We start from the raw sequence: 12,368 nt of genomic DNA on the forward strand, positions 1-12,368 counted from the left end.
GTGATGCGGCAAACCATTTTCATTACGGTGCTAGGGCATTTTGGTGCAGCCTTTGCTGCTCTGTGCATGCCGCCATTTTATGCACATATACTGAAGCAGAATTTCTCTAGCCAGGCCTTGATCATGGCGGGTTGGTACTTTACCCTGCCTACGCTGGCGGCGGCAATTTCCAATCCCTTATGGGGTAAGCTGGCTGACCGTATAGGCATACGCGCATCCCTGATAAGGGCGCACTGGGGTTTGTGCCTGAGCTTTATCATCACAGGCATGGCGCGCACGCCCTGGGAATTTGCCTTTGGCCTGACTTTGCAAGGTTTGCTGGGTGGCACCTTTGCTGCATCAAATGCGTTTCTGGCGTCACTCTTGCCCAGCAAACGTCTGACCACATTCTTGAGTGTCATGCAGGGCTCGGCCCGCACCGCCCTCTTTGCCGGGCCCGCCATCATAGGCCTGTTCAGCGACGGCCAAAATCTGCTGCATATCTTTTTTTATCTCGCCATCTTCCCCGGCCTGGCAGGACTGGTTTTGTACTTTTTACCTGCGCGAGCTGGTGTCCAGCCTGACAGTGATAGCAGTGATAACAGTGAAGTCAGCAATAACACGCCGTCAAACAGCATTCAGACAGGCACACTCAATGCCAGCAGTCTATATCGCTTCCAGGCATTGTTCACCATAGGTACGGTATTGACCTATCCGTATTTTGTCATCGACCTGGCACAACGTCTGGCCATCCCTGCATCCTTGGCTGGTACCTTGTTTGGATTGCCGCATGCACTGTTCTTGCTGCTGGCCTGGCCACTCGGGCGTCATGTCAATTTTTCCAATGCACAGACTGCACTGGCACGTTTTTCGGCGCTGACATGTGCGGGTCTGCTGTTGCAGGTGCTGGCCAATAATCTGCCCGCGTTAATCACGGGCCGCATTCTCATGGGCGTGGGTATGACCGGCGCTTATCTGGCCATTAATACGCTGGCAGCCTCCACGACCAGACAGGCCAGTGCAGGGCAACATTTTGGCAAGCTGGAAGGCGCAAATAAATGGGGCGCTGTTCTGGCAGGAATTCTCGCAAGCGGTCTGGCTACTTCAATGAGTTATACCGCTCCCATCTGGTTGGCTTGTGCGCTGTTGGCCGGCCTCTCCATTTTTATAGAAAGTAAACGCTTATGAACGCTAGCTTACCGCGGTTCGCCTGGAACCATGCGCCTGACACTCTGCCCTTACTCCATCTGCCGTCTTTGTCGCGTGCTTTGCCACATCCCAGGCAGGCAGCCAACAATGCTGTCCCTGTCGAGGCCAGCGAATACGCCCAGTTACAACATGCGCGCGTCCTGCTGAACTGCTATGCGCGCGAAGTCGCCATGCAGGAACATAAGCTGGCCGTCCGTTCCATCGCCCATACCAGATTGCCGCCTGCAGCACTGCGACAGTATCAGGGCCAGGTGCTGGACATACAGTTACCGCGCATGCAAAGCCGTTTTTGCGTGGGGGTACAACATGTCTCAGTCACCGGCAATTATGATTACATCACCGACATCTATCTGCAAGACGATCAACAGAGCTGGTCAGTAGCCAGTTGGCGCGACATTGCCCAGCTCATTGTCGCTGACCTCTCGCTGCGCGAAGGCACTGAGTTCAATGCCGACCTGCTGCAACAAATAGAGGAAAGCATCGCTACCATGCAGCATCTGCTGGAGGCGCAGCAAGGCAAATCAAATTCCCTTCACACAGACTCAGCTTTACAGCAATACATACGCAGTGAACAGCATTTGCTGACGGGCCACCCTTTCCACCCGACACCCAAGAGCCGTTCAGGCTGGACAAGAACAGAAGAAAAAAACTATTCGCCAGAACATGGCGCAAGGCTGCAATTACGCTATTTCCAGATCCCGCGCAGCTGGATCATCAGCGACAGCCTGGATGAGCCAGACTTGTCCACGCGTCTTCAACAACTGACTGAGCATGGTCTGCAAGCCGATAGCGAACACATCATCGTCCCCCTGCACCCCTGGCAAGCTGACTGGCTCGTGCAGCAGCCCCGCATTCAAGCTGCCATGGCCGCTTGCGAGATACGCGACCTGGGTTGCAGTGGCAAACAGTTTTATCCTACGGCATCCATACGCACCATGCTGGCTGAAGATGGCAGTGCTTTCTTGAAGCTGTCGCTGAACCTGCGCATCACCAATTGCATACGCAATAACGCCCGGCACGAACTGGCTGCCGCATTGACTGCAAGCCGTCTGTACCGACCGATGAAAGCAGACATGCTGGCGCTGTTCCAGCATTTTCATGCACTGGAAGAACAGGCTTACCTGAGCGTAGCCTTCCCGGAAGACCAGCAACAGAATGACAGGCAACATAAGGAAATCGAAGACGGCTTTGGCCTGGTCTTGCGTGAAGGTCTGGCAAGCCATCTGGCGCAAGGCATCACACCCATGATATGCGCGGCCTTGTTTGGCAACGGCCAGGCCGGTCGTCTGCAGGTCGCTGCATTGATAGAACGGTTTTCCCACAGACATAGTCTGTCCCTGCGCCAGGGCATGCGCTTGTGGTTCAGCCGTTATGCCGAACTGGCAATTTACCCTGTGTTCTACCTGTTGTTTGAAAAAGGCATCGCCTTTGAACCACATATGCAAAACAGCATCGTCGGGCTTGCAGAAGATGGTGCACCGGCACGCTTTATCGTCCGTGACCTGGAACTGACCAGGCTGACACCAAAGGCCCACGAGCTGATCAACACCATGCAGCTCGATGAGCATACCCGTAAAGAAATCTGCTGCAGCGACGAAGCGGGCTGGACACGCATAGGCTATTGCTTGCTGGTCAATAATATCTGTGAAGTCATCGCCACGCTGGCGAATGGCAATCACGAACTTTATCTCGAATTATGGGCTTGCCTGCGCAATACCCTGCAAAGTTATCTGGCCAACTTCCCCAACCCGGAGGCAGCGCGCCGCATACAAGGTTTACTGTCCGGCGAGCCCCTGCCAGTCAAGGGTAATTTGCTGATCCGTTTTTTAAAGCAGGCTGACCGCAAGGCAGCCTATCTGCCGCTATATCACCCGCTGGGTGTAGTCAATGAAGCTTAGCGATTCGTGACGTGGTCACCACTCTGTATCCGTTTTTTTTCAACTCCAAATGATGTATTAATTATGCACGTAAAACCTTTTTCACTGATACTCCCGGCCTTGCTAGGTCAGGCTTATAGCCATGCAGTGATGGCGCAAAGCACGACACAAAATGACTTGCCGTTAATTGAAGTCAAAGCTCAGTCCAGGCCAGCAGCTAGCCGGGTAAGCGGTGCCAGCAAAACCAATGGCATTTTGCTGGAAACCCCGCAATCGATATCCGTCGTCAATAATGAAGACTTGCGCGACCGTGCCGTCAACAGTAGCAAGGACGCACTGGCCTATACGCCCGGCATTATCGCCGGGCAAGGCGAAGGCCGCCGTGATGAATTTTATATACGTGGCTTTTACTCCCCACGCGAAACCCTGCTCGATGGCATGCGTGACGACAGCCTGTATTTCCGCGATCTTGCCACCACCGACAAACTCGAAGTCATCAAGGGTGCCACGGCAGCTTTATATGGACGTGGCGCAGCCGGAGGCCTGATCAACCGTATTACCAAAAAGCCGCAGGCCAAACAGGACAATGAAATTTCACTGGCCCTGGGTTCGAACAGCCAGCGCAGACTTAGTGTTGATACAGGTGGAGCCCTGAGCAATGAGGTCAATGCACGCCTGATTGCAGCCTATGACGCGGGTGATAGTTACCGGAATATTGTTGATCATAAGCGCACACTGCTGGCACCATCACTGTCATGGAATATCAGCCCGCAAACCAGCTTGCTGCTACAGACTGAAATACAGCGCGAAGACCACACGCCTGACCGTGGCATTCCTTCTTTGAATGGACGCGCCGTGGCGGTTGATGCCAGCACTTTTTATGGTGAAAAATTTGACTTCACCAAAACCAATAGTGATCTTTTTAAAGCCCGGCTGGAACACAAGTTCAATCAGCAACTTAGCCTGGTCAACAACCTGCAATACAGCCAGACTGATCTCGATGGCGTGAACACGCGCAACCGGCGTGTGAATGCAGACAATACCGTGTCACGCCAGATTACCTATTTCCCCATACAGCAAAAAAACCTGGTCAACCAGACTGAACTGACGTACGCCATTGGCAACCACCTGTTACTGGCAGGGCTGGAATTATCCCAGCAAAAGCGCGACTCACTGGTCAGGCAAACCGGCACAGCTTACCCTGTGGATTTATACCGTCCCCAGCAATTGCTGGCCGCACCTGACTTCAGGGCTTTGCCTGTGGCCATAGACAGCCACTTCAATGCCGATACCACGGCCCTGTACCTGCAGGATCAGATTGCCTTGACGAATGAATGGGACATACTGCTCGGTGGTCGTTTTGACCAGTTCAAACAAAAGCAAACTAACCGCTTGCTCAACAATGCCGTCAGTGAACGCACCGATAATCTGTTCTCACCGCGCATGGGGCTGGTATATAAAATCACGCCGCAACAGTCTGCCTATGCCACTATCAGTCGCTCACATCAGCCTGCCGGTGGTGACTTGCTTTACACCGGCAGCAATCCCTTGAGCCAGGTCAAGCCTCTGAAAACTGACTTGCAGGAAATCGGTTTTAAGCAAGAGTGGCTGGATAAACGCCTGTACACCAGCGTCGCCTTGTTCAGGGTGGAGCAAAGCAATCAATTGACTGCTGATCCAACTGACCTGACAGGTTTGCGCCAGTTGCAAATTGGCCGTCAGCGCAACCAGGGGCTGGAGCTTGAACTGCAGGGGCAACTGTTCAGTGGTACTCAGGTCAATGCCAGCTACACCTATAACGATGCCAAGATAGTCGCATCGAATGATATACGCATAGGCAACCGTGCAGAAATGACGCCATCCCACAATGCCAGCCTGTGGTTAAAACAAGGTTTCAACAAGAACTGGAGTGCCGGTGCAGGCATCATTGCCCATAGCGAGCAGTATGCCCTGACTGACAATACGGTACGTCTGCCAGGCTACGCCCGTGTCGATCTGGCACTGACTTATATGCAGGCCCGTTATGACATTACCCTGAAACTCAATAACCTCGGCAATACCCGCTACATGGAGTCAGCCAACAACAATGTGCAGATACAGCCGGGTGCACCGTTCAATGCCTATCTGGTGTTGAATACACGCTTCTAAGTGCGAGGGACTTGAACACAGCTCCATAGCAAGGGAAGCCGGATACATCGCGCATCCGGCTTTTTTTATTTGTTCTTGCGCTTGCGCCACATGCGCCAGCCCGTCAGCATCAACACCAGCGGAACCAGGCCAAAGCAAGAAATGAATATCCGGCCCGGCATGCCAAAAGCGATGCCGCTATGCAGGGGGAACAACCAGGCCAGAAAGCGGTCACCAGCCTGCCCCTGTAGCGGATCGGCAACCCTGATGATATGGCCACTGCCAGCATCTACACTAACCCTGCTGGCACCATCGCCGCTATGCATTTCCTGAGGCTGGTGCAGACGGATTTCATACACGGCAGCAGAAGCCGATGGCAAACCCAGGCGAGAAATTCTGGCATGCGGGAATACGCCTTGTGCTATCAGCATGGCTTGTACGGCAGTGATGTGCTGACCGGGAAGCACATGTGCATCCCCCGGCTTGCGTGTCTGTGTGACTGGCAATACTTTGCCTATGACGGGCAATATCCATTGTGGCTGATTGAAGTAGGCTCCAGAAAATCCGAGCAACAGGAGCACAGGCAAGGCAAAAAATCCCAGCATGCGGTGCAGGCGAAAATTGATGGCCGCCGGGGTTGCAGACAGATTGACTGTCAGTGCCTGTCGCAAGGCTTTCCAGTTAAGCCTGGGCAGCCATAAAAACAGGCCAATAAACGACATCAGCACGAGCATGATGCCGCTGACTGCGATCACGATCTTGCCAGTCTCACCCAGTAAAACATAACGGTGCAAGTGATACAGGCTAGATATCAACAGACTTACTGAGATGCCGTATTGTCCCCAGTTGCGTTCACCTTTCACTTCCAGCGTGAGCGGATCAAGCATGACCTGGCGTGACCAGTCCTGGCTAAACGCTGACTTGCCGGTAGCTGCTCTGGCGGGATACCAGGCAGTAATGACATCTGCCGTACTGGCAGGCAGCATCAATTGCCTGGGGCGGCCATAAGCAGGATTAGCCGTCAGGGTATCCAGTGCAGCCTGTACCATTTCTGGCCTGATCGGTTCAGCAATCTGAGTTTGATGTGCAGTGCTGAACAGGGCTGGATTGAGTACATGATCAAGCTCATGCATCCAGCAAATGATGCTGCCCGTAAGCCCCAATAGCACGAATACACTGCCAAACGTCAGTGCCAGCCACAAATGCAAACGCAGCAATACCGTGCGCACTGACTTAGGCAACATAAGCAGTCCTGAAATAGCGACGATTTGAAATAGTGTGAAACTGGGGATTGCAGATAAACATCGTGAATATCCAGACTGAGAAAAAATGGCTGGCTATTCTTGGGGATGCAGGAAAATGCTGGCTGTAGTGGGGTGCGGCCACTATCTTATCTAAAACAGCCCCCCAGATCAATGACAGTTACGGGCTAACGGTTGTGAGGCGGCTAAACACCATCACATTCAAGTCTGCCTGACCACCAGCATGGTCTGCAAGACCTCGGACTCGACCGGCTCTTCATTGATGAGGCCAAGGATTTTTTTGGCAAGCAGTATGCCGCCGTCGCTCAGGTATTGGTGTACGCTGGTCAATGCCGGGATGAAGCTGGCAGCACCTGGGGTATCGTCGTAGCCAATGACCGATACCTGGCCGGGCACGCTCATATCTGCTTCGGTAATTGCCCGTATCGCGCCCATGGCCAGCAAGTCGCTGGCGGCGAAGACGGCGTCGAAGGCTTTGTCCTTTTTATCCAGGTAGGCAGACATGCAGTCAAACCCGGCTTCAAAGGTAAACGCCTTCGGGCGCAGAATGGTGACGGCATGTTGCTGTTCACCCAGGGCCTCCATGAAACCGGCGCAACGTTCCTGCACTTCGGCATGGTCAATGTCACCGATGAACAAGAGTTTGCGCCGCCCTTGCTGGATAAAACGCTCAGCCACACTGGCACCGCCCTTGCGGTTATCGCTACCAACGACGATGCCGGGCTGATTAGCATCTGGCGCGCCCCAGATGACCAGCGGCAGGCCGGAACGTTGCAAGCGGTGTACGGCTTCACCGTGAGAACCCTGCCCCAGCAAGATCATGCCATCAGCCCCTTGTACAGGTGGCGTATCAATGAGCTGCATGGAAGTCAGCACCACGCTGTAGCCTGCTGTCGTCAACTCCTGGGTGATGCCACCCAATAACTCCAGCGGGTAAGGGTCGGACATGGGCCTGTCATTGGCTGGTGTCATTTCCACTACGACGGCGACAGAATGGCTGCGGCCCAGGCGCAAATTGCGGGCGCTGACGTTGAAACGATAACCCTGCTCTTCTGCAATCTTGCGGATTTTTTCACGTGTATCGACCGTCACCAGCGGACTATTGCGCAAGGCACGCGACACCGTAATGGTGGATACCCCGGCAATGGCAGCCAGATGTTCCATCGTTACCCCGGATTCGGGATTGGGTGTGCTGCGCTTTTTTGCTGACATGCAAAGGCCTTGTTATCGAGTGCTAGGTGCTTGGTTTTCGGATGCAATGATTTCAGATTCTGGCAAAGGTCAGCGTTATCGCTGGCTTCGCTGTCCCTGAAACTTTTTCGCTTTAATTCCCGCGCATTATGACAGAGCTTGTTTGGGTGCGATATATCCCAGACCCCGCGCGGCTACATTGGGTGCATAAGCATCAGCCCTGACATTGGACGATACAGACGCAAATCAAGCAAAAATACACCGAATATTTTGCCAGCCGCATGCGAACATCGATCTTGGGCAAGCTCACCAATCCTTCATTTCCACATGGAAACTCTGTACTTTTAAGCATCTAAATAATTTGTGTCGAATAAATGACATCGATAACATTTCAATTGACATCGATAACATTTATTGTTTCAATGAGCTTGTTTTTACATCTCGTCACTTGAGTACCAGGGAAACAGGCCACATAAAAAACCAGGCCGGACTCATTTAGGAAGTGGCAAGAGGCAACAATGCGTATCATGGAAAATGGACGTATTGCCCTTGAACGGATGTTAGGGACGACAAACTTTAATAATATTCAGGAGCACAACATGAACTGCAACAAGCCTTTCCGCTTGTCGGCGATTACTATCGCCATGATGACATTATTGAGCCAGGCGCAAGCCCAGGTCGCCAGCAATCCAGAAACCAACACAGCGGCAACTGCCAATACTGCCAATGCCACTGCCCCAGCCAAGGCAGATGAAGTCCAGCAAATCGTCGTGACCGGTAATGCCCGCAACGGTGGCCAGCGCAAGATCGATGCGTCTTATTCCATCACCACCGCCAATGAAGAACAACTGAAACAGGCTGCCCCCAGCAGCACCGCCGATCTGCTGAAAATCGTGCCCGGCATTTATGCCGAATCCAGCGGCGGTAACGCCGGTGCCAATATAGGTGTGCGTGGTTTCCCCATCGATGGTGATGCGCCATTTGTGACGATACAAATGAATGGCTCACCTTTGTTCCCTCCACCTACCCTGTCTTTCCTGGAAGGTTCATCGCTGTTCCGTATTGATGACACTATAGAACGGGTAGAAGTCTTGCGCGGTGGCCCCAGCCCTATCTTCTCGAACGGTCAGCCTGGTGCAACGATGAACTTTTTGCTCAAGAAAGGCCGTGATGTGGCAGAAGGCAGTTTGCGTGCTACCGTGGGCACGGGCAATCTGCGCCGTATTGATGGTTATTATGGCGGCAAGATTGCCGATGGCTGGTATGGCACCATAGGTGGCTTTTACCGCGTAGCACAAGGCGTGCGTGACGGGCAATACCCGGCAGACGATGGCGGGCAAATCACTGCCAGCGTCACCAGGAAGCTGGACCAGGGCGAGCTGACTTTTTATGCGCGCACCGTCAATGACAAAAATACTTTCTATACTGGCGTGCCGCTGATCTCGGCCAGCTCTGCGGGCGGCAAGCCAACGGCTTTCCCTGGCTTTGATCCTTTGACCGGTTCGCTGTACAGCAATGAATTGCGCAATGTCGCGCTGGAAGTAGGCCCTGGCCAGGTCATCAATAAAGACCTGGCAAATGGCCGCGGCCTGCAAGCCAACCTGTTTGGTGTGGATTTCTCGCAAACCATCAATGGCTGGAATATCAGTAACAAGCTCAATCATTTCTCTGGTGATGCACCTACCCTGGCAATCTTCACCGGCAACAGCCCTGTGAGCATGTCCAGCTATATCAATAGCGCTATCCAGTCTGCCAATAGCCAGGCCAATGTGGTGGCTGCAGCGGGTGGCAAACAGGCTGTGTCGGGTACGGCAACTTATCTGAATGGTGGCGCTGCAGTGGCCGGTGACCAGCAAGTAATGTCTGCCGGTATCTGGTCAGTAGAAAAGAAACTGAGCTCTTTCACGGATGAACTGCGCATCAGCAAAGAGATCATCAAAGACCATACCTTTACCGCTGGCCTGTATTACGCTGACTATTCATCCAAGGACATGTGGTATCTGGGTAATAGTGTGCTGATGACAGCGACACCGAATGCCCGCCCTATCAATGTGCAGTTGAATAATGGCGTGATCGTCAGCGGCAATGGCCATGATGGCGCATCTTTCTACACCTTGAATGAAAATTTCTCGGCACAGAACACGGCTTTTTATCTGGCGGATGAATGGAAGATCAATGACCGCATCCGCGTTGATGCTGGTGTACGCACCGAGAACCGTCGTTTGAATGGCGTTATCTCTAATCCAAAATCAGTGGATCTGGACAATAACCCACTGACGCTGTACAACAACAGCGCATCAGTGCTGAGCGGCAGCAACACTCCGGTCGATCGTTCTGATAATGAAGTGTCTTATACCCTGGGTGGCAATTACAAGGTGTCAGAAAATTTCAGTGTATTCGCCCGTCTGAATTCTGGCTTCGCCCTGCCACAGTTCGATACCATACGCGACAATGGCGTGAATGCACCTGTGACCAAGGTCAAGCAATATGAGATAGGCTTGAAGAGCGTGTCGGAATATTTCAGTGCTTACCTGACCTTCTTCCACAATACCTTCACTGGCCTGCCCTTCCAGCAGTTTTTGGCGGATGGCCGCAATGTGAATGCGATAGGTGGCTCCAGCGGTTCAGGCCTGGAATTTGAAGTGGCTGCCCGCCCGATCAAGAATTTCCAGATTTCCCTGAGCGGTGCTTATCAGAAATCGAAGTATGAAAACTATGGCACCAATACTGGTAATGAAGTGAAGCGTCAGCCTAAATTGCAATTCCGCCTGTCACCAAGCTACCGCATCCCGCTCGACAATGGCGATATCAAGCTGTATGGCACTTACACCCATGTCGATGCACGCTTTGCCGATGCAGAAAACCAGCAATCACTGCCCAAGTATTACACGCTGGATGCAGGCATCCTGGTGGGCCTGGGTGACAATCTGGAATTCCGCCTGGCTGGTACCAACCTGAGCAATCAGCTCGGTCTGACCGAAGGTAATTCCCGCGTCATCGGCAGTGGCAGCAGCGTGGTCTTTGCCCGCCCTATCTTTGGCCGTGCGATTGAGGCGTCTGTGCTGTATCGTTTCTAAAATCAGTCTAAAACTGGTCTGTATTGATATAGTCAAGCGTGGTCCTGCCCGGGACCACGCTTTTTTCACTCAGGCGATCAGACTTTGTACTTTTTCGACTTCATCAAACAGGAAGAAATGTCCGCCTGCAAAGCTATGTACTTCAGGCGCATTCACAAAACAATCCGCCCAGGCCATACCATCGGCCAGCGCTATCCTGTCATCTTGCCCCAGCAGCACCCGCACAGGTACATCATGCTGGCGCTGGCTGCCGTCAACATAGGCTTCTGCTGCGCCTATGTCTACGCGCAGGATAGGCTCAAATAATTCCATCAATTGTGGCTCTGCCAGCACTTCTGCTGAAATGCCACCCATGTTTGCCACCCATTTCAAAAATTCCTTGTGCGGCAGTTCTGCATGATGTTCTGAAGCGCGGCTATGCGGTGCGGCAGCACCTGACAACACCAGTCTTTGTGGCAGGCTGGCGCCCAACTCCACCAGCCTGTCCAGCATGGCCAGCGCGATATAAGCCCCCATGCTATGTCCAAACAGGACATAGGGCTTGCCAGCACTTGCGCGCAACGTAGGCTCCAGCAAGGCCGTTACCATCTCGGGTATGCTGTGCATCAAAGGCTGGCGCATATTGCTGCCATGTCCAGGCGGATCAAGCACCAGCCACTCATGTGCATGCTCGCGCGACAGTTTTGCATAGCTATAGCTGCTGCCACCTGCAAATGGGTAGGCGATGATTTTCAATATACTATTCCTTTCTCAGCGTTCTCAATATAATGCAGCACAAATGAATATAACCTGTCTATAACTACCCACGCAAAGAATATGTACCCAAGCCCGGCAGCAGAAATATGGATAGCCAGACTCGATCACCTGCGCACCTACAGGACCGGATTGCAAACCCTGCTAACGAGCACAGAACAAATACGTGCCCAACGCTATCTGCAACAGGATGACAGGGACAGGTACCTCGGTGGCCGTGCATTAGTGAAACTGGCAGCAGGAAAAATGACTGGCGTCCCGCCTGAAGAAATATCTATCATCACCGCTGCTACGGGTAAACCATCAATCAGCTTCGTCAATGACAATATTGTGGCCCCTGCCATCAGCATTTCTCACGCTGGTCAACTGGTCGTGGTGGCCTTGCAATACGGCGCAGAGCTGGGCGTGGATGTCGAATTATTTAACCATGATGTCAATCTGGATGATTTGATGGGTGTGGTTTGTAGCAAGGAAGAAATTGCAGAAATCAACCTGGCTGACGACAAAACCAGGGCACAAAAATTTTATGAATTCTGGGTGTTAAAAGAAGCTTATCTTAAAGCCACTGGTGAAGGCTTGTCGGCAGACGCACGCAAACTGGTGTTCAGTGTGGATGCGGTATCGAGGGTCAGCTTATTGCAAACACCGGATAACAGCAGTGCCCGGCAATGGGAATTTTTACTCAGGCAATATGATGAAAAACATTTGATCGCGCTGGCAAAACAAAAACCAACATCCCTAAAATACTCAGAAAAAAACACTGAAAAACAAGTTCAGACACTACAAGATAATGCGTCATTCAAGGACGCACTATCTTTGTTCATTGAGTATTGCGAAAACCGCAAACAATAATCGACTGACGCATCAATTCATTAGCGCATCAATGCATCAAG

8 protein-coding genes are annotated in these 12,368 nt (G+C 52.5%); 5 read left to right on the forward strand and 3 right to left on the reverse strand.

What is annotated here, in order from left to right; all coding sequences use genetic code 11:
- Positions 1 to 3: 3 nt before the first annotated feature.
- From ACO0LI_RS13240 to ACO0LI_RS13250, 3 genes are all read left to right on the forward strand, one after another.
- Positions 4 to 1,167 carry an MFS transporter gene (locus ACO0LI_RS13240; RefSeq protein ID WP_423032928.1) on the forward strand — a complete coding sequence of 388 codons (1,164 nt, stop codon included), beginning with the start codon at positions 4 to 6 and terminating at the stop codon, positions 1,165 to 1,167.
- On the forward strand, positions 1,164 to 3,086 hold the full coding sequence (locus ACO0LI_RS13245; protein WP_423032929.1) for an IucA/IucC family protein: 1,923 nt from the start codon (positions 1,164 to 1,166) through the stop codon (positions 3,084 to 3,086). The genes ACO0LI_RS13240 and ACO0LI_RS13245 overlap by 4 nt, the downstream gene beginning before the upstream one ends.
- A gap of 63 nt (positions 3,087 to 3,149) precedes the next feature.
- On the forward strand, positions 3,150 to 5,213 hold the full coding sequence (locus tag ACO0LI_RS13250) for a TonB-dependent receptor (protein ID WP_423032930.1): 2,064 nt from the start codon (positions 3,150 to 3,152) through the stop codon (positions 5,211 to 5,213).
- A 65-nt stretch (positions 5,214 to 5,278) separates the two neighbouring features.
- Here ACO0LI_RS13250 and ACO0LI_RS13255 read toward each other — a convergent pair whose 3' ends face one another.
- Together ACO0LI_RS13255 and ACO0LI_RS13260 are read right to left on the reverse strand one after the other, a co-directional pair.
- Positions 5,279 to 6,436, reverse strand: coding sequence for a PepSY-associated TM helix domain-containing protein (locus tag ACO0LI_RS13255; protein WP_423032931.1), 1,158 nt, complete (start codon positions 6,434 to 6,436; stop codon positions 5,279 to 5,281).
- Positions 6,437 to 6,655: 219 nt separating this feature from the next.
- Positions 6,656 to 7,666, reverse strand: coding sequence for a LacI family DNA-binding transcriptional regulator (locus tag ACO0LI_RS13260; RefSeq protein ID WP_423032932.1), 1,011 nt, complete (start codon positions 7,664 to 7,666; stop codon positions 6,656 to 6,658).
- Positions 7,667 to 8,244: 578 nt separating this feature from the next.
- On the opposite strand from ACO0LI_RS13260, the gene ACO0LI_RS13265 reads away from it, so the two are divergent.
- Positions 8,245 to 10,722, forward strand: coding sequence for a TonB-dependent receptor (locus ACO0LI_RS13265; RefSeq protein ID WP_423032933.1), 2,478 nt, complete (start codon positions 8,245 to 8,247; stop codon positions 10,720 to 10,722).
- Between the two features lie 69 nt (positions 10,723 to 10,791).
- Here ACO0LI_RS13265 and ACO0LI_RS13270 read toward each other — a convergent pair whose 3' ends face one another.
- Positions 10,792 to 11,457, reverse strand: a complete 666-nt coding sequence (locus ACO0LI_RS13270; RefSeq protein ID WP_423032934.1) for a thioesterase II family protein — start codon at positions 11,455 to 11,457, stop codon at positions 10,792 to 10,794.
- Positions 11,458 to 11,538: 81 nt separating this feature from the next.
- On the opposite strand from ACO0LI_RS13270, the gene ACO0LI_RS13275 reads away from it, so the two are divergent.
- The gene (locus ACO0LI_RS13275) at positions 11,539 to 12,327 is read left to right on the forward strand and encodes a 4'-phosphopantetheinyl transferase family protein (protein ID WP_423032935.1); all 789 of its coding nucleotides are present in this window, start codon (positions 11,539 to 11,541) and stop codon (positions 12,325 to 12,327) included.
- Positions 12,328 to 12,368: the final 41 nt, after the last annotated feature.

The sequence above is a fragment of the Undibacterium sp. Tian12W genome (assembly GCF_049339405.1).
In the GTDB taxonomy this organism is placed as follows: domain Bacteria; phylum Pseudomonadota; class Gammaproteobacteria; order Burkholderiales; family Burkholderiaceae_D; genus Undibacterium.

What these genes read in the sequence shown, in the direction of transcription:
- ACO0LI_RS13240 (WP_423032928.1), top strand. Translation starts at nt 4, where the DNA reads ATGCGGCAAACCATTTTCATTACGGTGCTAGGGCATTTTGGTGCAGCC.
- ACO0LI_RS13245 (WP_423032929.1), top strand. Translation starts at nt 1,164, where the DNA reads ATGAACGCTAGCTTACCGCGGTTCGCCTGGAACCATGCGCCTGACACT.
- ACO0LI_RS13250 (WP_423032930.1), top strand. Translation starts at nt 3,150, where the DNA reads ATGCACGTAAAACCTTTTTCACTGATACTCCCGGCCTTGCTAGGTCAG.
- ACO0LI_RS13255 (WP_423032931.1), bottom strand. Translation starts at nt 6,436, where the DNA reads ATGTTGCCTAAGTCAGTGCGCACGGTATTGCTGCGTTTGCATTTGTGG.
- ACO0LI_RS13260 (WP_423032932.1), bottom strand. Translation starts at nt 7,666, where the DNA reads ATGTCAGCAAAAAAGCGCAGCACACCCAATCCCGAATCCGGGGTAACG.
- ACO0LI_RS13265 (WP_423032933.1), top strand. Translation starts at nt 8,245, where the DNA reads ATGAACTGCAACAAGCCTTTCCGCTTGTCGGCGATTACTATCGCCATG.
- ACO0LI_RS13275 (WP_423032935.1), top strand. Translation starts at nt 11,539, where the DNA reads ATGTACCCAAGCCCGGCAGCAGAAATATGGATAGCCAGACTCGATCAC.